The sequence below is a fragment of the Pseudomonas sp. G34 genome (assembly GCF_031119625.1).
Lineage (GTDB): Bacteria > Pseudomonadota > Gammaproteobacteria > Pseudomonadales > Pseudomonadaceae > Aquipseudomonas.
Genome location: NZ_JAVHZV010000001.1, coordinates 55,608 through 76,202 on the forward strand (window position 1 = coordinate 55,608; position 20,595 = coordinate 76,202).

General features: G+C 61.0%; 20 protein-coding genes. 9 read left to right on the top strand and 11 right to left on the bottom strand.

Features of this window, described 5'->3' with window-relative positions; translation table 11 throughout:
- The first annotated feature begins 42 nt into the window (after positions 1-42).
- Genes QYS36_RS00250 through QYS36_RS00275 form a run of 6 tightly spaced genes read left to right on the top strand, consistent with a single transcriptional unit; the run spans position 43 to position 6,705 of the window.
- Positions 43-516, top strand: a complete 474-nt coding sequence (locus tag QYS36_RS00250) for a GspH/FimT family pseudopilin (RefSeq protein ID WP_308837586.1) — start codon at positions 43-45, stop codon at positions 514-516.
- Positions 516-983: a type IV pilus modification protein PilV gene (gene pilV / locus QYS36_RS00255; protein ID WP_308837587.1), complete on the top strand. Its 468-nt coding sequence runs from the start codon at positions 516-518 to the stop codon at positions 981-983. The genes QYS36_RS00250 and pilV overlap by 1 nt, the downstream gene beginning before the upstream one ends.
- A complete protein-coding gene (locus QYS36_RS00260; protein ID WP_308837588.1) occupies positions 980-1,858 on the top strand; it encodes a PilW family protein in 879 nt (292 codons plus the stop codon). Before pilV ends, QYS36_RS00260 begins: the two co-directional genes overlap by 4 nt.
- Complete coding sequence (locus QYS36_RS00265) at positions 1,855-2,322, top strand: PilX N-terminal domain-containing pilus assembly protein (RefSeq protein WP_308837589.1); 468 nt, start codon at positions 1,855-1,857, stop codon at positions 2,320-2,322. The genes QYS36_RS00260 and QYS36_RS00265 overlap by 4 nt, the downstream gene beginning before the upstream one ends.
- A gap of 4 nt (positions 2,323-2,326) precedes the next feature.
- The gene (locus QYS36_RS00270; protein WP_308837590.1) at positions 2,327-6,250 is read left to right on the top strand and encodes a PilC/PilY family type IV pilus protein; all 3,924 of its coding nucleotides are present in this window, start codon (positions 2,327-2,329) and stop codon (positions 6,248-6,250) included.
- A gap of 29 nt (positions 6,251-6,279) precedes the next feature.
- A complete protein-coding gene (locus tag QYS36_RS00275) occupies positions 6,280-6,705 on the top strand; it encodes a type IV pilin protein (RefSeq protein WP_308837649.1) in 426 nt (141 codons plus the stop codon).
- A 56-nt stretch (positions 6,706-6,761) separates the two neighbouring features.
- Here the strand turns inward: QYS36_RS00275 and QYS36_RS00280 are convergent, their stop codons facing one another.
- Positions 6,762-6,920, bottom strand: a complete 159-nt coding sequence (locus tag QYS36_RS00280; protein ID WP_070884503.1) for a YqaE/Pmp3 family membrane protein — start codon at positions 6,918-6,920, stop codon at positions 6,762-6,764.
- 198 nt (positions 6,921-7,118) lie between these two features.
- On the opposite strand from QYS36_RS00280, the gene QYS36_RS00285 reads away from it, so the two are divergent.
- Positions 7,119-7,673: an NADPH-dependent FMN reductase gene (locus QYS36_RS00285; RefSeq protein ID WP_308837591.1), complete on the top strand. Its 555-nt coding sequence runs from the start codon at positions 7,119-7,121 to the stop codon at positions 7,671-7,673.
- Positions 7,674-7,957: 284 nt separating this feature from the next.
- On the opposite strand, the gene QYS36_RS00290 is transcribed toward QYS36_RS00285, so the two are convergent.
- The 10 genes from QYS36_RS00290 to bioB form a co-directional block, all read right to left on the bottom strand.
- The gene (locus QYS36_RS00290) at positions 7,958-9,733 is read right to left on the bottom strand and encodes an acyl-CoA dehydrogenase C-terminal domain-containing protein (protein WP_308837592.1); all 1,776 of its coding nucleotides are present in this window, start codon (positions 9,731-9,733) and stop codon (positions 7,958-7,960) included.
- A 94-nt stretch (positions 9,734-9,827) separates the two neighbouring features.
- Positions 9,828-11,120, bottom strand: a complete 1,293-nt coding sequence (locus tag QYS36_RS00295; RefSeq protein ID WP_308837593.1) for a GGDEF domain-containing protein — start codon at positions 11,118-11,120, stop codon at positions 9,828-9,830.
- 142 nt (positions 11,121-11,262) lie between these two features.
- Positions 11,263-13,068: a phenylacyl-CoA dehydrogenase gene (locus QYS36_RS00300; RefSeq protein WP_308837594.1), complete on the bottom strand. Its 1,806-nt coding sequence runs from the start codon at positions 13,066-13,068 to the stop codon at positions 11,263-11,265.
- A 150-nt stretch (positions 13,069-13,218) separates the two neighbouring features.
- A complete protein-coding gene (locus tag QYS36_RS00305) occupies positions 13,219-13,971 on the bottom strand; it encodes a putative metalloprotease CJM1_0395 family protein (protein ID WP_308837595.1) in 753 nt (250 codons plus the stop codon).
- A 45-nt stretch (positions 13,972-14,016) separates the two neighbouring features.
- Complete coding sequence (locus tag QYS36_RS00310) at positions 14,017-14,283, bottom strand: hypothetical protein (RefSeq protein WP_070884509.1); 267 nt, start codon at positions 14,281-14,283, stop codon at positions 14,017-14,019.
- Between the two features lie 92 nt (positions 14,284-14,375).
- The gene (gene bioD / locus QYS36_RS00315) at positions 14,376-15,059 is read right to left on the bottom strand and encodes a dethiobiotin synthase (protein ID WP_308837596.1); all 684 of its coding nucleotides are present in this window, start codon (positions 15,057-15,059) and stop codon (positions 14,376-14,378) included.
- Entirely contained in the window at positions 15,056-15,847 is a 792-nt protein-coding gene (gene bioC, locus QYS36_RS00320; RefSeq protein WP_308837597.1) for a malonyl-ACP O-methyltransferase BioC, read from the bottom strand. The genes bioD and bioC overlap by 4 nt, the downstream gene beginning before the upstream one ends.
- The gene (locus QYS36_RS00325; RefSeq protein ID WP_308837598.1) at positions 15,844-16,551 is read right to left on the bottom strand and encodes an alpha/beta fold hydrolase; all 708 of its coding nucleotides are present in this window, start codon (positions 16,549-16,551) and stop codon (positions 15,844-15,846) included. The genes bioC and QYS36_RS00325 overlap by 4 nt, the downstream gene beginning before the upstream one ends.
- A complete protein-coding gene (bioF, locus tag QYS36_RS00330; protein ID WP_308837599.1) occupies positions 16,551-17,723 on the bottom strand; it encodes an 8-amino-7-oxononanoate synthase in 1,173 nt (390 codons plus the stop codon). Before bioF ends, QYS36_RS00325 begins: the two co-directional genes overlap by 1 nt.
- Before the next feature lie 92 nt (positions 17,724-17,815).
- Entirely contained in the window at positions 17,816-18,874 is a 1,059-nt protein-coding gene (bioB, locus tag QYS36_RS00335) for a biotin synthase BioB (RefSeq protein WP_308837600.1), read from the bottom strand.
- Between the two features lie 82 nt (positions 18,875-18,956).
- On the opposite strand from bioB, the gene QYS36_RS00340 reads away from it, so the two are divergent.
- Together QYS36_RS00340 and QYS36_RS00345 are read left to right on the top strand one after the other, a co-directional pair.
- Positions 18,957-19,694, top strand: coding sequence for a ComF family protein (locus QYS36_RS00340; RefSeq protein ID WP_308837601.1), 738 nt, complete (start codon positions 18,957-18,959; stop codon positions 19,692-19,694).
- A 56-nt stretch (positions 19,695-19,750) separates the two neighbouring features.
- Complete coding sequence (locus QYS36_RS00345; protein WP_308837602.1) at positions 19,751-20,515, top strand: TOBE domain-containing protein; 765 nt, start codon at positions 19,751-19,753, stop codon at positions 20,513-20,515.
- Positions 20,516-20,595 lie beyond the last annotated feature (80 nt).

Below are 20,595 nucleotides of genomic sequence, written 5' to 3' on the forward strand. Positions count from 1 at the left end.
CAAAGTGACAGTATTCGCTGGCCCATACCAGCGAGACTTGCCATGCGTTTCACCCGAGGTTTCACCCTTATCGAACTGATGGTCACGATTGCCGTACTGGCGATCGTCATCAGCATTGCCGCTCCCTCGTTCAGCAACATCCTGCGTGACAACCGCACCCTGGCGATGACCAATGAGCTCCAGGGCGCCATCCAGCTGGCCCGCTCCGAAGCCGTGAAAAGACGCAGCAACGTGGTGATCTGCAGAAGAAACGCTGCCGGGGACGATTGCGACAACTCGGCGGACTGGGCCGCAGGCTGGCTGATCCTGTCCGGCACCACGGTAATAAAGGTATGGGACGCCGTTACCGGCCTTGCGGTGGCAGGACCAGGTACAGGCTTGACCTTCAAATCCAACGGCACGGTAACTGCTGCATCGAACTTCGCGGTCAACACGCCAAGCTGTACAGGACCGCAGAAACGCACCCTTGCCGTTTCCGTGATTGGCACGACTACACAGAAGAAGGTCGACTGCTGATGATCAAGACCTCTCACTATCCGCAACGAGGCGCCACGTTGATCGAAGTGCTGGTGGCCATGGTCATTCTGTCTATCGGCTTACTCGGCTTGGCTGGTTTGCAGGCAACCAGTATTAAGAGTAACGAAGGTTCTTACTACCGTTCTCAGGCAACGATACTCTCCAACGACATAATCGATCGCATGCGGGCAAATCGAACCGCAGCGATTGCAGGTAGTTATAACCTGGATGCGCTTAAAAGTTCACACACGTCTACCTCAACACGCGCAGATAAGGACCTTACCGAATGGCTTACACAAGTAGCCAAACTACCTAGCGGAAAGGCCCGAATAGAGCGTGATAACGCTACCCGAATAGTTACCGTGACGATCAACTGGGACGATAGCCGAGGCAGTATCAAAAAGGCTGACGGAAGCTCGTTGACTGCGGACGGCACAGCAACTTTCGTGTACAGAGTAGAAATATGAAAATCAGTACCATTAAGTACCAGATCGGCCTATCTCTTGTAGAGCTGATGATTGCAATGACACTCAGCTTGCTATTGATGCTCGGTGTTATGCAGATATTTCTTTCGAGCAAGCAAACCTATATTGCAACCGAAGGACTTTCACGCGTGCAGGAGAACGGCCGTTTCGCAATGACTTTTCTCGGCTACGACATTCGCAATGCGAGTTATAAAGGCGAATGCCTGAGCGGGATCAACAACATAAGCGGCGAGACGGACGTACGCTACACGTTAGACGGTGGACTATATGGGGTCGACAGCAGCCAAAGCGCACCCTCCTGGTTTACGGGATCCAGGGACACCGGCACGGATGTAATACTACTGAAGCATGCTGCTGGTGATACAGGGCTAACGCTATCTGCCACCACAGCAAATAGCCTGACTACAACTGCAGCAACTGGGCTTAAACAAAACAGTTTCGTGGTTATCGCCGACCCTGTCAGCTGCGACCTATTTAAAAACAACTCCGCGGACACGGCGTCAACACTGACATCGGCACAAAACTTCCCCCGCACTTACCCCACCACGGCTGAAATACTCCAATACCGAAGCATCGCTTATTACATAGAGGGCGCGACGCTCAAACGGATCAATTACGCAGATGCATCGCCAGCCGCCGCAGAGCTGATAAGCGGCGTTACAGATCTGCAGGTAAAATACGCAATCGGGGACGCGGACGGCCAAGTAACGGGGAATTATGTCGACGCACAAAGCATCAGTAATTGGGCAGCAGTCGTATCGGCGCAAGTGACGATAAAAACCTCCAGCCTCGACGTGAGCAACCCAACCACACGAGAATTCACATCCACCATCGGAATACGAAATAGATTGCCATGAAAACTTTGAATTTAAAAAAGGATCAAGGTGGAGCAATTCTGATCGTCGCTCTCATGATGCTTCTACTGCTCACCATAATAGGCCTAAGTAGTATTCGCGGAACAACGATGCAAGAGCGGATGGCGGGAAACAGCCGCGATGAAAGCCTTGCTTTTCAAGCATCAGAAACGGCGATGCGCCAAGCGGAGTCCGTTATTCGAGCGCAAACCCGTACCTATTGGCAGAACTACACGGCGACGCCTGCCTGGGCAGGTGGTACGGCGCTATCGGGGCTGGGTACACCAAGATATAAAATCACACCGCTGCCTGGAATAAGCATTGTAAAAGCAGGTGACTCACTACAGGCCGGTGCGCCGATCAGCTCAAGCGTGATACGAATAGAAGCCGAAGGTCTCGGCACTACTAAAAATGACGCAAGCAGCTGGGCATCGAAAGTCGAATTACGCTCCATATATAGGCGCTAAAACCATGCTAAAAGATCAAGCCATGTATGGCCGCTTAAAGAACAGCTCCCTTGGCAGCGCCACGCTTGCCTTCGCATTGACATTCGGGCTTTTTTTCCCAGCGGCACAGGCACGCGCGGCAGTAGCGCAATCACCGTTACTTCTGCCCTCTGAAAGTGTACCCGGCAGTTTGGCTTTAGTTCCATCCGTAGAGTGGCCGACGATCCTCTCGGTTGCAAACTTGGGAAACTATAGCTCCGCCGTCAATTACACAGGTTATTTTGACCCAACCAAATGCTATCTCTACAAATACGACGGCACCAACGCTGACGACACCTGGTTCTACCCCAATGGCAAAGCAGTTGACCGCAAATGCAACGTAGGTAGCGCTAAAAAAGAATGGAGCGGAAACTTTCTCAATTGGGCTGCAACGCCAACCATTGATCCATTCCGTAGCGCCCTAACGGGCGGACAACGATATCGAGACACTGCCGAGCTTACAGTGCTGCAAAAGGCCAGGCATAGCGGCCAATCTGCAGCCGGCAATAGAATAGAAGACGTTCAGAATAATCGTCAGGGAATCCTGCCCCAAGCAGAAATCACAGGCGCCACACCTGCTAGCTCAGACTGGACAAATTTTCATATCCGCCTTCAAGGCCTCGACTATGACATGCTGTTCTCGAATTGGCGGGACGGGATCGGGGGCGGCGGATCGACAGGTGAAAAACAGCGAGAATGGGTGGACTATCAACCGTCGCTCAACGCCCAATTCAAAAACAGTAGGCTTATCACTGATTACACACCGCAAGGACAAGTAAAAAGTATTTATCGAGTAAGGCTTCGAGTAAAAGTGTGCGATCCATCCACTGATGCTGGTGGAGTTGAGGCAAACTGCAAGCAATATGGAAGCAACTATAAACCCGAGGGGCTTCTTCAGCAGTATGCAGGGACGTTGCGCTACAGCGCATTCAGTTACCTCAATGACTCCAGCAACGGTCGAGACGGTGGGGTTCTACGCGCTAATCAAAAATACATAGGCCCAACGCTTGGCGATGGCGGCACCAACAATCCTAACAAAGAATGGAGCGCTACGACTGGCGTATTCGTCAAGAACCCTAACCCAGATGACGCTACAGCGACCGGTTACGGCGTAGTCGATAGCGGCGTAATTAATTATTTGAATAAATTTGGCTCGATGTCGGATCGAAATCACAAAAGTCTAGACCCGGTCAGTGAGCTGTATTACACAGCCGTTCGCTACTTCAAACACCAAGGTAATATCCCTAGTTACTCCAATCTCAACGATGATACGTCCGAGAACCGCTATAAAACCGCCGATGGTTTCCCAGTAATTACCCAATGGGCTGACCCCATTACTTACTCTTGCCAGAAAAACGTGATACTAGGTATCGGTGACGTCAACACCCACAGGGACAAGAACCTCCCGGGCGCCACGAGTAGTGCAGGAGAGCCTGAAAAACCGGCAGAAGTCATAGCTGATACAACCGTTGACGTAGTGACTGCTACCGCAAAAGTTGGCGCCCTTGAAGGCGTGGATCTCAAGGAAAGCGCGAACAATTATACAGGTGACCGTTTTAACTCTGCCTACATTGCTGGCCTTGCGTACGATTCGCACACAAAAGACCTACGCCCAAACATATCAGGCAAGCAAACGCTTTCAACTTACTGGGTAGATGTTCGGGAGAATCAAGCACTGGCGTCCAAAGCCTCCAACCAGTACTGGCTCGCCGCAAAATATGGTGGTTTTACCGTCCCCAATAATTTTCAACCCTATTCCACTGACACCACAGGAGCGAGCATCACCGATGCGATGTGGTGGACAACCGGCCAATACCTCAGCGCAGGTTACAAACGACCGGACAATTTCTTTGTCGCCAGTGATGCTCAGAATATGGTGAGCAGCCTCAAGCAGGCCTTTGCGAAAATCGTTCAGGAAACACGTAGCTCCACCACGTCCTTGGCTACCAACTCAACTCAACTGGATACCGGCAGTGCTGTATTCCAATCGCTATATAACAATGCAAAATGGAGCGGAGATCTTGTCGCTAAAGCTGTTTCCTCAAATAATACTGTAGCAAGCACCTCGACCTGGAGTGCAGCTGCAAAACTGGATGCGTTGAGCGCTGAATCTAGTCGCATGATTTTCACCAGCACTGCCTTATCAGGCAGAAGCAACAATAGCTACTCCACGGCGATTGCAGCTAAAGAGTTCACGTGGAGCGCCCTAGACGACGATGCAAAAACTCTGTTGAAGTCATCTGGCGCTGGCAACAACTCTGTCGATGATACGTTAGGCTCTGATAGAGTTTCTTATCTTCGCGGAAATCGCGCAAAGGAAAGAAACCAAGATAACCCAACCCGCCCGTTCAGAGAGCGAGCTAGTCGTCTGGGTGACATTGTCAACTCCGACCCGCAGTTCATTCATAAACAAGACTTTGGTTACAACCTTCTGAGCGGTAGCTCATGGGCATCGGCCGGCACCAGCTACCAGACGTTCCGTCGTACTAACGCTTACCAAAACCGTACTCCCATCATCGCGGTAGGCGCCAACGATGGCATGCTGCATATATTCAATGCCAGCTTGAGTAGCAGCGGTGGAAGTGAGCTTTTCGCCTATGTGCCGAGGAACGTACTGGGATCCCTTTATGCGCTGACAGACCCAGCCTATACACACCGTTATTACGTTGATGGTACCCCGGCATTTTCCGATGTCTGGATAAATAGCGCATGGAAAACCATTGTCGTAGGCACAACGGGCGCTGGTGGCAAGAGTGTCTTTGCGCTAGACGTTACAAATCCGGACAGTATGGGATCGAGTAGCGTACTGTGGGAATTTACCGCGCCCGACATGGCGTTTCCGATTCAACAGCCGAAAATAGTCGCCCTCGCTAACGGGAAGTTTGGAGTAATCGTCAGTAGCGGCTTTGTTAATGCCACGGTCAGCACCGGGCAAGTCTGGATTCTAGACGCGGCAAACGGCTCAGTGATAAAGAAATTCTCTCTTACCACCTCGGGTGGTATGGGTGAACCGCTTGCGGTAGATATGAATAATGACAGGGTCGCAGACCGTATCTACGTGGGAGATACAGCGGGTAAACTGTGGCGCATGGATATTACGGATGCTAACCCCGCCAACTGGGCTACGCCCAACGCCCCCATCTTCACTGCCGTGGATGGTAGCGACCGCGCACAATCGATTACCGCGCCACTCTCAGCCGCGCTAAATAAAGACGGTTCGGCATTGGTGCTATTCGGCACTGGCAGCTTCTATCAGGTAACAGATACGGACTTACTACAAAACCAAAGAATAGAATCTTTCTATGGACTCATAGATCGAAACACGCCAATTAGCCGGACGGATTTACAAGAGCAGACGATCATTAACGAACGCACTGCAGCCGGTACGAACCTGGGCCGCGCAGTTAGCAAAACCTCGCTCGGTGATGCCAAAGGTTGGTACTTGGATCTTCTTTGGAAACAAGCTCAGGGTGGCTCGAATGCTCTTACTGGCGAGCGAGTTGTTTCACGGCCTGTTTTGAGAAATGGTGCCGTCGTGTTCAGTACACTTACACCCTCTTCAGACCCATGCGCCGGTGGGGGGAGCAGCTGGGTCATGGCGCTTGATGTATTCAGCGGCAGTCGCTTGGATCAGGCCTTTTTCGACGCTGACAGCAACGGAACGCTAGACGGAAATGATTATTACACCGACGCAGCCGGCAATAAGATCCCTTATTCGGGAATAAAAAGCCCGCAGTACGGCGCCATCAAGACACCTACTTTTTTAGAGGGCAATAATGACGGCTCAAATGCTGGCGGAGATGATCTGATATGTTTCTCTGGCTCGGCAGGCGGAGAACCGTTCTGTTCACCTACCGATCCCCTGGCACGCTCGCTTGGGCGGATATCTTGGCGCGAAGTTAATCGATAGGTAACGTTATGAAGAATTGTCGTTCAAAGATGAATTACCGTAGTCGAGCGAGGGGCTTCACATTGATCGAGCTGATGATTGTCGTCGCGGTCATCGGCATCCTTTCAGCTATTGCCTACCCCTCCTACCAGGAGCATGTGCGCAAGAGCAAACGGGCGGATGCCCAGGCTGCGCTGATGGAGCTCTCCCATTTCATGGAGCGCTACTACACGGCTAACGGCAAATACACGAAAGCGGCAAATACCGGGCCTGATCTTCCTTTCGCCAAGACGCCAAAGGACAGCGGGACTGAAAACTATACGTTGGCGTTGTCGGCCGTGGATGACTTCAGCTATACCCTTACTGCGACTGCCACGAACTCCATGACAAACGACTCATGTGGCAACCTCACCCTTACGGATAAGGGCGTAAAAGGCTCAAGTAAAGGGACGCCAGCGGAATGCTGGCGACGCTAAGCCACGACAAAAAGAAAACGCCCCTCGGGGCGTTTTTTATTGCTCGCTTGCTCAACTCACCGCTTGGCGATGATGTACACCGCATGAATGATGCCCGGGAAATAACCGAGCAAGGTCAGCAGGATGTTCAACCAGAAGGCGCCAGCGAAGCCGACCTGCAGGAAAACCCCCAGCGGCGGGAGGAGAATGGCGATCAGAATGCGGATCAGATCCATGATGGTAGTCCTATAGTGGGCCCGGCTGGGCGATACTCCACAATCGACTGGTGCCGGCAACATCCGGTTCAAGAAAAATCGCTCATTGGCACCGCCATGGCGCCAGCTAGATAGCCCGGCTGCTTTCGCATCGCCGTGCGGAGTCTATAGTGTGCTGGCCCTGTCTATAACTGCTCCACCCCTTTCTGGAGAGCTTCCATGAGCAAAACCTACAACGTGGCCGTACTGGTCGGCAGCCTGCGCAAGGCGTCGATCAACCGCAAGCTGGCGCTGGCGCTGGCCGACCTGGCCCCGCAGCACCTGAAACTGCAGATCGTCGAGATCGGCGAGCTGCCGCTGTACAACGAAGACATCGACGTCGATCCGGCTCCGGCCGCCTACACCACCTTCCGCAACGCGCTCAAAGCCGCTGACGCCGTGCTGTTCGTGACCCCCGAATACAACCGCTCGATTCCCGCGCCGATGAAGAATGCCGTGGACGTCGCCTCGCGCCCTTACGGGCAGAGCGCCCTGAGCGGCAAGCCGGCCGGCGTGGTCAGCGCCTCGCCAGGCGCCATCGGTGGCTTCGGTGCCAACCACCAACTGCGTCAGGCCCTGGTGTTCCTCGACATGCCACTGCTGCAGCAGCCGGAAGCCTACCTGGGCGGCGCGGGCAATTTCTTCGACGAAAGCGGCACGCTCAGCGACAGCATCAAGCCCTTCCTGCAGAAGTACATCGACACCTTTGCCGCCTGGGTCGAAAAGACCGCCTGACACAGGCGCACCACGCAGGAGCCCGGCTCCGGGCTCCTTGCAGCGGGACAACCAGGTACTTTTCCTCGCGCAAAAAGAAAACCCCGCCGAGGCGGGGTCTACAGACTCTATTCTGACATCCTTGATCAGCGCGCCATCCTGGCACCTTCCCACGTATCCCTGTCTGCTTCAGTGCGCTTCCTGCGCTAAGTCCTTGAAGTGAAGATTACGCCCCGGGCACAAAGGCCAATAGTGGGTAAAGGCAGAACCGCGTGTAAGCAATCGCCTACACGCGGCTCACGCCCTTAGAACTGCTCAGCGGCCAGCAGGTAGAGGCTGTCGCTGCCCGCACTCACCGAAGCGTTCAGCGAATGGATGCGCGGCAGCAGGCGGGCGAAGTAGAAGCGCGCGGTACCCAGCTTGCTGGCATAGAAATCATCCTGCCCTTCCTTGCCCTGGGCAGCCTTGGCCATCATCGCCCACATGTAGGCGTAGGCGGTGTAGCCGAACAGGTGCAGGTATTCCACGGAAGCGGCGCCGATTTCATTCGGGTTGAGCCGTGCTCGTTCGAGCAACGCCTCGGTTTGCGTCTCCAGAATCTCCACGGCCTCCAGCAGCGGCGCCTTGAACTCCTCGGCCAGCGACCCTGCACTGGCGAAGGCCCGCACTTCTTCGGTGAAATGCCGGCAGAACGCGCCGCCACTGCCGACGATCTTGCGCCCGACCAGGTCCAGCGCCTGGATGCCGTTGGTGCCCTCGTAGATCTGCGTGATGCGGCAGTCGCGAACCAGCTGCTCCTGACCCCACTCACGAACATAACCGTGGCCACCGAACACCTGCTGGCCATGGATGGTGGTTTCCAGCCCGAGGTCGGTGAGAAACGCCTTGGCTACCGGGGTCAGCAGCGCCACCAGCTCTTCGGCGCGCTTGCGGGTGGCAGGCTCTTCGCTGTACTTGGCGGTGTCGAGCTGCATGGCCACGTAGCTGGAGAAGGCGCGACCGCCCTCGTTGAGCGCCTTCATGGTCAGCAGCATGCGGCGCACGTCCGGGTGCACGATGATCGGGTCGGCCGCCTTGTCCTTGGCCACCGCACCGGTCGGCGCACGGCTCTGGATCCGCTCGCGGGCGTACTCGATGGCGCTCTGGTAGGAGCGCTCGCCGGTCGACAGGCCCTGGATACCAACGCCCAGGCGCTCGTAGTTCATCATGGTGAACATCGCCGCCAGGCCGCGGTTCGGCGCATCGATGATGTAGCCGGTGGCGCCATCGAAGTTCATCACGCAGGTGCTCGATGCCTTGATGCCCATCTTGTGCTCGATAGAGCCACAGGACACCGCGTTGCGCTCGCCCAGCGAACCATCGGCGTTGACCATGAACTTGGGCACCAGAAACAGCGAAATACCCTTGGGCCCTGGCGGTGCGTCCGGCAGCTTGGCCAGCACCAGGTGGATGATGTTTTCGGTCAGGTCGTGTTCGCCACCGGTGATGAAGATCTTCGTGCCGCTGACCTTGTAGCTGCCGTCGGCCTGGGGCTCGGCCTTGGTACGGATGATGCCCAGGTCGGTACCGGCGTGCGGCTCGGTCAGGCACATCGAGCCGGCCCAGGTACCGGCGTACATGTTCGGCAGGTAGGCCTGCTTGAGTTCTTCGCTGGCGTGGGCGTTGATCGACAGGCAGGCGCCGGCGGTGAGCATCGGGTAGAGGCCGAACGACAGGCTGGACGAGTTGACCATCTCCTCGACCTGGGCGGAAATGACCTTGGGCATGCCCATGCCGCCGAACTGCGGATCACCGCCCACGCCAACCCAGCCGCCCTCGGCGTAGGCCTTGTAGGCCTCGATGAAACCGGCCGGCGTGCGTACTTCGGTATTGGCCCAGGTGCAGCCTTCTTCATCGCTGGCCCGGTTCAACGGGGCGATCATGCCTGCGGTGATCTTACCGGCTTCCTCGAGGATCGCGTTGGCGGTTTCCTCGTCGACGACCTCGGCCAGGGCCGGCAACTGGGCCCAGAGTTTGGAGACCTGGAAAACCTCGTTGAGCACGAAGCGCATGTCACGCAGGGGAGCTTTGTAGTCGGCCATGGGAAGTCCTCGGTAGCACGGTCAGACGCCGAGTCTAGCTCAACAACTTTTCAGACACATAGGGTCGTGTCGTGACCGGTCAGCCACTGATCGGTCAGCCCGGATTGCCCTTCAACTTCACCGCACCGCGCCTGCGCTGCGCCTGGCTGTTCACGCGGTTGCGACCTGCACTCTTGGCGCCATACAGCGCCTTGTCGGCAGCCTTGAGCACCTCTTCCACACTGCGATGCTGGTCGCCGGACTGCGCCACGCCGATGCTCACCGTCACCGACACCTGGGACGCCCCCGAGCCGGCACGGCGCTGACGCCCCAGGGTGTCGTCGACGGGGCGTTGCTGACGATCACGCAGCTGGATCTGGTAGCGCTCCACCGCCTGGCGTATCGCCTCCAGATGCGGCATGCATTGCTCGATGTCCTTGCCGGCGAATACCAGGGTGAATTCCTCGCCGCCGTAGCGATACACCTTGCCGCCACCACCCACCTTGCGCAGTTGGCTGGCGACCACGCGCAGCACCTGATCGCCGACGTCATGGCCGTGGGTGTCGTTGAATCGCTTGAAATGATCCACGTCGGCCATGGCGATCACGTAGTTGCGCCCCAGGCGTTGCAGGCGCTCGTTCAACGCGCGGCGCCCGGGCAGGCCAGTCAGCTCATCACGGAAGGCCATCTGGTAGGCCTCATGAGCCACCCCGACGACGATCATCAGCATCACCACGCTGGACATCACCTGCAGCGCATGGGGCTGGATGAAGGTATTGGGCAACATCCACGACAGCGCCAGCGCCCCCACCAGCTGCACCGCATGCACCGGCCGCGGGGTGCGCAGGTACTGGATCAGCAGCGCGATGATCACCAGCAGGAACACCGGGTAGGCCAGCTGCACCAGGCTCATCCACTCGGCATGCAGCGATGGCCAGCGGATCACCGACAGCCACTGCTCCAGGCCCTGGGGATAACGCCGTGCCAGGGCTGCCGCGACACCGCCGACCGCCAGCAGAACGGCCGCCCGGGCAACCAGATCCTGGATCAGGTGGGTACGCTCGCGCCACAGCGCGAACAGGCCATAGAGCGCAGGCAACAGCAGGCTGCTGAGGTGAAACACCAGCGCCGCGTCATCACGCACCCGGCCGAACTCACGGTAGTGATCGGCCTGCTCGTCGAGCAGAAAGTAGCCCAGGTACAGCACCAGCAGCATGAACAGTTCGCGCTGGCGGCCGTAGACCACGCAGAAGGTGCCGCCGAGCAGCAGCAGCGAGGTGGGCAGCACGTTGAACAGCGAGGTGAAGAACTCGGTCAGGGTCGGCAGGGTCGCGGCCAGCAGACCGCCGCCGAGCAGCAACAATGCCGGCAGAAAATGTCCCAAGCGCAACGCGACGAGACGCGGCAAGGCGAGCTCCGCAGTGACCGAAAAAAGAGACTGGCATTTTGCCTGTAATTGCCTGCCGACGCACGCCGGCACTATCAGGATCCTGCCCTGCGCCCATAAAAAACCGCGGCACTCGGGCCGCGGTTCATGGGGCGCTGAAGGATCAGTAGCTCAGCGCGAAATCTTCTTCGCTCATGTCCATCAGGCTGCTGGCACCAGACAGCATGGCTGCCACGTGGGTGCGGGTGCGCGGCAGGATGCGCGCGTAGTAGAACTGCGCGGTCTGCAGCTTGGCCTTGTAAAAGGCCTGGTCACCATCACCGGCGGCGATCTTCTCGGCCGCCACACGCGCCATGTCGGCCCAGAAGTAGGCCAGGCAGGCGTACCCGGAATACATCAGGTAGTCGACCGAAGCGGCACCGACTTCCTCACGATCCTTCATGGCGGCCATGCCGATCTTCATGGTCACTTCGCCCCACTCCTTGTTGAGCGCGGCCAGCGGCCCGACGAACGCCTTGAGGGCGTCGTTGCCTTCATTGGCCTGGCAGAACTTGTGGACGATCTTGGTGAAGCCCTTGAGCGCTTCGCCCTGGGTCATCAACACCTTGCGGCCCAGCAGGTCGAGGGCCTGCACCCCGGTGGTGCCTTCGTACATCATGGCGATGCGGCAGTCGCGCAGGTTCTGCTCCATGCCCCACTCGCTGATGAAGCCGTGGCCGCCGTACACCTGCATGCCGTGGGAGGCGGATTCGAAGCCCACTTCGGTCATGAACGCCTTGGCGATCGGAGTCAGGAAGGCCAGCAGGCCATCAGCGGCTTTCTTCTGCTCTTCATCCTGAGCGTACTTGACGATGTCCACCTGCTTGGCGGTGAAGTAGACCATCGCCCGGTTGCCTTCGGCAAAGGCCTTCATGGTCAGCAGCATGCGGCGCACGTCAGGATGCACGATGATCGGGTCGGCAGCCTTGTCCGGCGCTTTCGGCCCGGTCAGCGAACGCATCTGCAGGCGCTCACGGGCGTACTTGATGGCGCCCTGGAAACCCAGTTCGGCATGGGCCAGGCCCTGCAGCGCGGTGCCCAGGCGTGCGGTGTTCATGAAGGTGAACATGCAGTTCAGGCCCTTGTTCGGCGCGCCGATCAGGAAGCCGGTAGCCGAATCGAAGTTCATCACGCAGGTGGCGTTACCGTGGATGCCCATCTTGTGCTCGATGGAACCGCAGCTCACGCCATTGCGCTCACCCACGCCACCGGAGGCAGAGGGCAGGAACTTGGGCACGATGAACAGGGAGATCCCCTTGGTGCCAGCCGGTGCATCGGGCAGGCGGGCCAGGACGATATGGACGATGTTGTCGGCCATGTCGTGCTCGCCAGCGGAGATGAAGATCTTGGTGCCGGAAATGCTGTAGGAGCCATCGGCCTGCGGCTCGGCCTTGGTGCGCAGCATGCCCAGGTCGGTACCGCAATGCGGTTCGGTCAGGCACATGGTGCCGGTCCACTCGCCGGATACCAGCTTGGTCAGGTAGGTGTGCTGCTGCTCGGCGGTGCCGTGGGCGGAAATGGTGTTCATCGCGCCATGGGACAGGCCCGGGTACATGCCCCACGACCAGTTGGCGGTGCCGACCATTTCGCTGACGGCCAGGCCCAGCGACTCAGGCAAGCCCTGGCCGCCATGCTCGACGTCATGGGCCAGGCTCGGCCAGCCGCCTTCGACGAACTGCTTGTAGGCTTCCTTGAAGCCGGTTGGCGTCTTCACGCCGGATTCGCTCCAGGTACAGCCTTCGGTATCGCCCACACGGTTCAGTGGAGAGAGCACCTGCTCGCAGAACTTGGCGCCTTCTTCGAGAATCGCGTCGACCATGTCTGGCGTGGCGTCCTGGCAGCCGGGCAGGCTCTGGTAGTGCGCGTCATAACCAAGCAGCTCGTCACGTACGAAACGGATATCGCGCAAGGGGGCCTTGTAATCAGGCATAGCGGGTACCTCTGCGGGTGGTCTCTTATGTTGGGGATGACCGGTGGGCGGTCGTGTTCAGCATGAGCATGGGGAAAGGATCGCTCCTCTCAAACACATGTTTGAAACATACGTTTACGCCCAATTGCTGTCAAGGCCGCCCATGCACGCTCAGGCGCGCAGATCGAGCAATCCGGAGGGCCTCTGCTGATCCGCGGACGCGGCATAAAGGCTGATGCCCGCAGGCACGGGCGGGCTGGTGGAGGCATCGGCCGTGACCGACGGGTCGTCGCTTTTTTCGGCGTCTTCGTCGGCAGGGGCCTGGGTGGCCTCTCCTTCGCTTCCCTCGCTGCGCTGCATGGCCGCCAGTTCGGCGCGCGCCACTGCCATTTGCGCCTGGGCCTGGCTGGCCACGCTGCGATCCTGTGCGGAAGGCTCGGCAGGCGCCAGCGCCGCGCGGATGACGATTTGCATCTTGGTCAGCGTCGCCTGGGGGTCATTGGCGACAGCGCCGACATCGATGCTCACCTCGCCACCGGAGGCATAGCGCTTGCCGTCCGGGCCCTGGGTATAGGTATAGGTGGGCGCTCCGGCATGTACGCCACCCACGGCGGCATGGGCCTGCTCGTGGGTACGCACTTCGCGGTCACGGTTGGCCAGCTCGGCAACGACCAGTTGGAGCTTCTGTTCTTCCTGGGCAGTGCGTGGCTCGCCTGGCTTGGTGGGAGCGGAAGCCTCCGGCTGCTTGTCCTGTTCCTCTTGCGAGGTAGCAGCATTGGCAGAGTCGGTTTCGCTGCCCGCCGCTACGGGCGCAAAGGAGGCACGGGCCAGATCGGGCGAACTGGCCGATTCGTTCGGACGAGGTACGGAAGCCGAGAGCGGCGAGGCGAACTGATAGGCGGAAGAAAAACCAGCAATCTGCATGTCGGTCTCCCTCCTGGGATCGAGCGCCCGGGCAGGCGCTGCGATTTAGGCGGTAACGTCGATCAAGGTGCCCAACACCTTGTCCGCCGTCTGCACGACACGAGCGCCAGCTTGGGCTTCGTATTGGCCAACGCGCATCTCGACCATGTTCTCGGCGATGTCGGCACGCGCCGCAGACGGCTCGTTGGCCTGGGCACGTTCGGCAGTGACCGGCGCGCTGGCGATTTCACCCGCGGCCTGATCGACCCGGCGCTGGCCGGACTGAATGGTGTTGATGCCAGCGTTGAATGCGCTGGTGGAAGAGATCTGCATGGGACGTCTCCTGCTGCAGGAACTTTATAGCCTGCATTTAAGCAGAAGCCGCTGAAAAGCTGTACAGCCAAAAGTGATGCAAGAGTTGCCGCTCATAGCATCAATCGCGATAAATCGAGATGCTGCGCGACCTGCTCGGCGCCAATCGATGGCAGGAAAGGCACCTGCCCGATACAGGGCGCCGGCAGTCGCTCGGTGAGCGTGGCGAGGTTGTCCTGCAGCCGCGCGACAGTCGGGTCGACCACGTTGGCCACCCAGCCGGCTAGGGTCAGGCCATCACCGACGATGGCTTCGGCTGTCAGCAGCGCGTGGTTGATGCAGCCCAGGCGCACGCCGACCACCAGAATCACCGGAATGTCCAAGGCCCGGGCCAGATCGGCCAGCGTGGCCATGCCGCCCAGCGGCACGCGCCAGCCACCTGCGCCCTCGACCAGGGTGAAATCCGCGCCCTTGTCCAGAATCGTCCGAACCGCGGTTTGCAGCGCCGCCACCTCGAGCGACACGCCGGCATCGCGAGCGGCCAGGTGCGGGGCGATGGCAGGCGCGAACGCCAGCGGGTTCACCTCCTCATAACGCAACGGCAGGCTGCACTGGTCGAGCAGTGCCAGGGCGTCGTCGTTACGCAGCCCCGCGGCGGTGAGCTGGCAACCGGAGGCCACCGGCTTGGCCGCCGCGGTGGACAGCCCCGCACGCTGCGCGGCGCACAGCAGGCCGGCCGCGATGGTGGTCTTGCCGATTTCGGTATCGGTGCCGGTGACGAAATAGGCGGCGCTCATGCTCGAGGCTCCTTTTGCAATACGCCATAGATAACCTGGTAAGTGCACGGCAGCCCCTCGGGCTGGCGGCGCTGCTCGTAGGCATCGGCCAGGGCACGCAGCCGTGCGCGCCCGGTCAGCCCGACCGGGCGGCCAGCATTGAGATTGTGGGCGCCCAAGGCCTTGAGGCTGTGAGTGAGGTTGCGCAGGTCGGGGTAATGCAGACGATGGGCACGCACCTGCAGGCGCTCGACTTGTAGCCCGCTGGCTGCACACAGCGCCTGATAGTCCTCGACGCCGCGAAAACGATTGACGTGCACGAAGCCGTCGACGGCCTGCCAACTGTCGCGCAGCTCCTGCAAGGTGCCAACACACAGGCTGCTGAACGCCAGCACGCCGCCAGGGCGCAGCACCCGCTGCGCCTCACCCAATACCGCGGCGAAGTCCGCACACCACTGCAGTGCCAGGCTGGAGAAGATCAGCTCGCAACTGCCGTCGCGCAGCGGTAACCGTTCGGCATCACCGGCCACGAAAGCCTGGGCACCACCCAGCAGTCGGGCGTGCTGCAACATGCCCTCGGCGATATCCACGGCAATGCCCTCGCCTTGCGGATACCAGTCCGCCAGCGCGCGACTGAAAAAGCCGGTGCCACAGCCCAGGTCGAGCCATCGTTCTGGTTTCAGGTGCAGCGGCAGATACCACAGCAACTGGCGGCCGACGTCGCGCTGCAGTTGCGCCACGCTGTCATAGGTGCCGGCAGCCCTGGAAAAGGACGCCGCCACCCTAAGCTTGTCCGGGCGGGTAGTCATGTCCGCGCCTCCACGAAGCGCGCTATCACAGCCGCCACTTCGTTCACCTGCTCGACCACCAGGGCATGGCTCGCACCGTCGACACGGCGAACCTCGGCGGCCGGCTGCAGCCGCTCAATGGCCGCCGCGGCTGCCACCGGCACCAGGGCGTCGCCAGTGGCGAACAGATGCAGTTGCGGCCCGGCAAAGCCTTGCAGCGCCTGCCGCGTATCGAGTGCGGCAAGCAGCTCCAGGCCGGCCAGGGAATCGGCACCATCGGCCTGCGCCAGCAGGCGGCGGGACAGTCCGCGGGCATCGGCAGCGCCCTGGCTGCAGAGCATGGCAAAACGCTTGAGCGTCGCCGTGGGGTTCAGCTCATAGCCCTCGCGAAATGCCGCGAAGGTCGCCGCCGGCATTGCCGTTGGCCACGCCTCGCTGGCGGTGAATCGGGCATTGCTGGCCAGCGTCAGCAAACCCGGGCAATCCGCACCGCGGCGCGCGGCCAGCAAGGCGGCGAGCATGCCGCCCAGGGACCAGCCAGCCAGCCAGGCACTGCGGGGCAACCCTTCGTCCAGCGCGGCCAGGCAATGCTCGATGTCAGCCTGCTCGAACGCCGGCAAGGCTTCGATGCGCACCTGAAAATGGCCGACCAACGCCTCGGCCAATGGTACCAGCGGCGCACTGCCGAGCCCCCAACCGGGGAGCAGAATCAGCGATGGGGGCATCACACGAACTCCCCCGGTAACTGCGACCAGCACTGGGCCAGGGCTTCGAGCAGCCGATCGACCTGGGCCGGTTCATGGGCAGCGGACAGGGTGACCCGCAGGCGCGCACTGCCGGCCGGCACGGTGGGCGGGCGAATCGCGCTGACCAGCAGGCCACGCTCGCGCAGGGCCTGGGACAGGGCCATGGCACGGCCGCTGTCGCCGATCAGGATCGGCTGGATCGCCGTGTCGCTGGCCATCAGCGTCAGGCCGATGCTCGCCGCCCCCTCACGGAATCGGCCGATCAACGCAGCCAGGTGCTCACGGCGCCAGTGCTCGCTGCGTAGCAACTCCAGGCTCTTCAGCGTGGCGCAAGCCAGCGCCGGTGGCTGGCTGGTGGTGTAGATGTACGGGCGGGCGAACTGCACCAGGGTGTCGATCAACGCCTCGCTGCCCGCCACGAAGGCGCCAGCGGTACCGAACGCCTTGCCGAGGGTGCCGACCAGCACCGGCACCTCGTCAATACCAAGCCCGAACTGCTCGACCACACCGCCGCCGGTGGCGCCCAGGGTGCCAAAGCCGTGGGCATCATCGACCATCACCCAGGCGTCATGGCGTCGCGCCTCGGCGCACAGCGCCGGCAGGTCGGCCACGTCGCCGTCCATGCTGAACACGCCGTCGCAAACCACCAGGGTATTGCCCTCGGCCTTGGCCAGGCGGCCGGCAAGGCTTTGCGCGTCATTGTGCAGATAGCGCGAGAAACGCGCGCCGCTGAGCAGGCCGGCATCCAGCAGCGAGGCATGATTGAGGCGATCCTCGAGCACCGTGTCGCCCTTGCCCACCAGGGCCGTGACCGCACCCAGGTTGGCCATATAACCGGTGGAGAACAGCAGCGCCCGCGGCCGTCCGGTGAAGTCGGCCAAGGCCTCTTCCAGCTCATGGTGCGGCGTGCTGTGGCCGACCACCAGGTGCGAAGCGCCACCGCCGACGCCCCAGCGCCGCGCGCCCGCACACCAGGCCTCGACCACCTGCGGGTGGTTGGCCAGGCCCAGATAATCGTTGGAGCAGAAGGCCAGCAACTGCCGGCCATCCACCTCCACCAGCGGCCCCTGGGGGCTGCCCAACAGGGGTCGCTGGCGATACAGGTCGGCAGCACGGCGCTCGGCCAGGCGAGCGGCAAGATCGAAACTCATGGGTTCACCGTAAAGCGGAGCGTCCAGCGCTCACCGGCCACCGTCACGGCGCACCGGCTAGGAGCAGGCGCCATCCTGGCGCCTGCAAAGGATCAAACGGCAGCGGCGTCGTAGAACAGCCGCGAGTCACGCTGTTCGACCAGCGCCTGCTCGATGGCGGCCTGGTGCACCTCGTCGGCGTGCTCCTCGCGCGCTTCGGGCTGGATGCCGAGGCGGGCGAACAGCTGCATGTCCTTGTCGGCCTGGGGGTTGGCAGTGGTCAGCAGCTTCTCGCCGTAGAAGATCGAGTTGGCGCCGGCGAAGAACGCCAGGGCCTGCATCTGCTCGTTCATCGCCTCGCGGCCGGCGGACAGGCGCACATGGGACTTGGGCATCATGATGCGCGCCACGGCCAGCATGCGGATGAAGTCGAACGGATCGACGTCTTCTTCATTGGCCAACGGCGTGCCTTCGACCTTGACCAGCATGTTGATCGGCACTGACTCCGGGTGCTCCGGCAGATTGGCGAGCTGGATCAGCAGGCCGGCGCGATCGTCCAGCGACTCGCCCATGCCAAGGATGCCGCCGGAGCAGATCTTCATGCCGGCGTCGCGCACGTAGGCCAGGGTCTGCAGGCGCTCGCTGTAGGTGCGGGTGGTGATGATGCTGCCGTAGAACTCCGGCGAGGTGTCGAGGTTGTGGTTGTAGTAATCCAGCCCCGCCTCCGCCAGGGCGGCGGTCTGCTCCCTGTCGAGCTTGCCCAGGGTCATGCAGGTTTCCAGGCCCAGGGCCTTGACCCCTTCGACCATCTTCAGCACGTAGGGCATGTCCTTGGCGGACGGGTGCTTCCAGGCCGCGCCCATGCAGAAACGGGTCGAACCGATGGCCTTGGCCTCGGCCGCCGCCTCCAGCACCTTCTGCACCTCCATCAGTTTCTGCTTGTCGAGGCCGGTGTTGTAGTGGCCGGACTGCGGGCAGTACTTGCAGTCTTCCGGGCAGGCACCGGTCTTGATCGACAACAGCGTGGAGACCTGCACGCGGTTGGCGTCGAAATGCGCGCGGTGCACGGTCTGGGCCTGGAACAGCAGGTCGTTGAACGGTTGCTCGAACAGTGCCCGAACTTCATTCAGGCTCCAATCGTGACGCAGGGTGGTGGCGGTACTGGCGCTCATGGGGGCAAGTCCTTATCTACAGGCGGCCTGCTACAGTCGAAACAGACCCAACACGGATGTGCGGCATAGTTAAGGAAGCCCCATGCACTGTCAACCACCAGCAATATTGAAGGTTTACAACTGGTTAAAAATAAAACAAACCTGCTTGTTGTGTGACGAGCGGGTCGACACGCCCCTGCCGCTCTGCGCCGGCTGTGAAGCAGAGTTACCCTGGCTCGGCGCACATTGCCAGGTTTGCGCACTGCCGCTGGCGGTGGAGGGCCTGACCTGCGGCAGTTGCCTGAAGCGGCCGCCGCCGTTCGGCCGGGTCGAGGCGCCCTGGAGCTATGCTTTTCCCGTCGATGCGCTGATCAATCGCTTCAAGCACCAGGCGCGCTGGCCCATCGGTCGCTTGCTCGGCGATCTGCTCGCGGGGCATCTGGCCCACGCGTTCAACGACGGGCTACCCAGGCCTGATCTGCTGCTGCCGGTGCCGTTGTCGCCGAAGCGCCAGCGCCAACGCGGCTTCAACCAGGCGCAGATGCTCGCCGAAGTCCTCAGCCGCGCGCTGCAGATCACCCAGCGCAGCGACTGGTTGCTGCGCATCGGCGACCCACCCGCCCAGCAGAAACTCGATGCCGCCGCACGCCGGCGCAACCTGCGTGGCGCCTTTACGCTGTCGCCCATTGCCCGGCCAAGTGGCCTGCACCTGGCACTGATCGACGACGTGCTGACCACCGGCGCCACGGCCCGGCAACTGGCGCGTCTGCTGATGCGCGCGGGCGCCTTGCGGGTGGATGTCTACTGCCTGGCGCGCACGCCCGCCCCGGGCGACGATTGACGATGCCAGAAGCGTCGCGCACAGTGGCCGGCCGTCGTACTGATCGCCGCCCCGCCATGTCCAGCCTCTCGCTGCTCGCCCAGCACGTCACCCGCCGCCCGCAGCGTATCGCCCTGCTCGAGCAGATCGCCGTACAGGGCTCGATCACCGGTGCGGCCAAGGCCGCCGGCATGAGCTACAAGGCCGCCTGGGACGCCATCGATGAGCTGAACAACCTGGCCGACCAGCCCCTGGTCGCTCGCAGTGTCGGCGGCAAGGGCGGTGGTGGCGCGCGGCTGACACCGGCCGGTGAGCGCCTGCTGCAACTGCACCAGCGCTTGCAGGCGATTCAGGCCGAAGTGCTGCAGGCCGCCGACGATGATGCCGACCTGCAGTTGCTTGGCCGCCTGATGCTCCGCACCAGCGCGCGCAACCAGCTCGGCGGTCGCGTACGGGCGATCCAGCCCCAGGGTGGCAACGACCTGATCGATATCGAGCTGCCCGGCGGCGCGACCATCCAGGCGCAGATCACCCGTAACAGTACGGCGCATCTGCAACTGCAGCCGGGCGTGGCGGTGATGGTCTTGCTCAAGGCCGGCTGGCTGCAGCTCAGCGCGCCAGCTCAAGAAGCCGATCCAAGCCTCAACAGGCTCGAGGGGACTATCGAGCAGATTCTTGCCGAGGCCGACGGCCCCTGCGAGGTGCGCATCGCCCTGCCCAACGGGCAAACGCTGTGCGCCCAGGCATCCGCTGAACAGCTCACCGGCCAGGGCCTCGTGCTTGGCGGCGCCGTCCGCGCCCAGTTCGCCGCCAGCCATGTGCTGCTGGGCACGCAGGTCTGACCCCGGGTTGACCGCGGCAACCTTGCGTGGAGAATAGTGGCCGTACCGATTGTCCACAGGCGTTACACTCTGCGGCCAAC

Excerpts from the sequence above, each read along its gene's own strand:
- QYS36_RS00250 (WP_308837586.1), top strand. The coding sequence starts at position 43 with ATGCGTTTCACCCGAGGTTTCACCCTTATCGAACTGATGGTCACGATT.
- pilV (WP_308837587.1), top strand. The coding sequence starts at position 516 with ATGATCAAGACCTCTCACTATCCGCAACGAGGCGCCACGTTGATCGAA.
- QYS36_RS00260 (WP_308837588.1), top strand. The coding sequence starts at position 980 with ATGAAAATCAGTACCATTAAGTACCAGATCGGCCTATCTCTTGTAGAG.
- QYS36_RS00265 (WP_308837589.1), top strand. The coding sequence starts at position 1,855 with ATGAAAACTTTGAATTTAAAAAAGGATCAAGGTGGAGCAATTCTGATC.
- QYS36_RS00270 (WP_308837590.1), top strand. The coding sequence starts at position 2,327 with ATGCTAAAAGATCAAGCCATGTATGGCCGCTTAAAGAACAGCTCCCTT.
- QYS36_RS00275 (WP_308837649.1), top strand. The coding sequence starts at position 6,280 with ATGAATTACCGTAGTCGAGCGAGGGGCTTCACATTGATCGAGCTGATG.
- QYS36_RS00280 (WP_070884503.1), bottom strand. The coding sequence starts at position 6,920 with ATGGATCTGATCCGCATTCTGATCGCCATTCTCCTCCCGCCGCTGGGG.
- QYS36_RS00285 (WP_308837591.1), top strand. The coding sequence starts at position 7,119 with ATGAGCAAAACCTACAACGTGGCCGTACTGGTCGGCAGCCTGCGCAAG.
- QYS36_RS00290 (WP_308837592.1), bottom strand. The coding sequence starts at position 9,733 with ATGGCCGACTACAAAGCTCCCCTGCGTGACATGCGCTTCGTGCTCAAC.
- QYS36_RS00300 (WP_308837594.1), bottom strand. The coding sequence starts at position 13,068 with ATGCCTGATTACAAGGCCCCCTTGCGCGATATCCGTTTCGTACGTGAC.
- QYS36_RS00305 (WP_308837595.1), bottom strand. The coding sequence starts at position 13,971 with ATGCAGATTGCTGGTTTTTCTTCCGCCTATCAGTTCGCCTCGCCGCTC.
- QYS36_RS00310 (WP_070884509.1), bottom strand. The coding sequence starts at position 14,283 with ATGCAGATCTCTTCCACCAGCGCATTCAACGCTGGCATCAACACCATT.
- bioD (WP_308837596.1), bottom strand. The coding sequence starts at position 15,059 with ATGAGCGCCGCCTATTTCGTCACCGGCACCGATACCGAAATCGGCAAG.
- bioC (WP_308837597.1), bottom strand. The coding sequence starts at position 15,847 with ATGACTACCCGCCCGGACAAGCTTAGGGTGGCGGCGTCCTTTTCCAGG.
- QYS36_RS00325 (WP_308837598.1), bottom strand. The coding sequence starts at position 16,551 with ATGCCCCCATCGCTGATTCTGCTCCCCGGTTGGGGGCTCGGCAGTGCG.
- bioF (WP_308837599.1), bottom strand. The coding sequence starts at position 17,723 with ATGAGTTTCGATCTTGCCGCTCGCCTGGCCGAGCGCCGTGCTGCCGAC.
- bioB (WP_308837600.1), bottom strand. The coding sequence starts at position 18,874 with ATGAGCGCCAGTACCGCCACCACCCTGCGTCACGATTGGAGCCTGAAT.
- QYS36_RS00340 (WP_308837601.1), top strand. The coding sequence starts at position 18,957 with ATGCACTGTCAACCACCAGCAATATTGAAGGTTTACAACTGGTTAAAA.
- QYS36_RS00345 (WP_308837602.1), top strand. The coding sequence starts at position 19,751 with ATGTCCAGCCTCTCGCTGCTCGCCCAGCACGTCACCCGCCGCCCGCAG.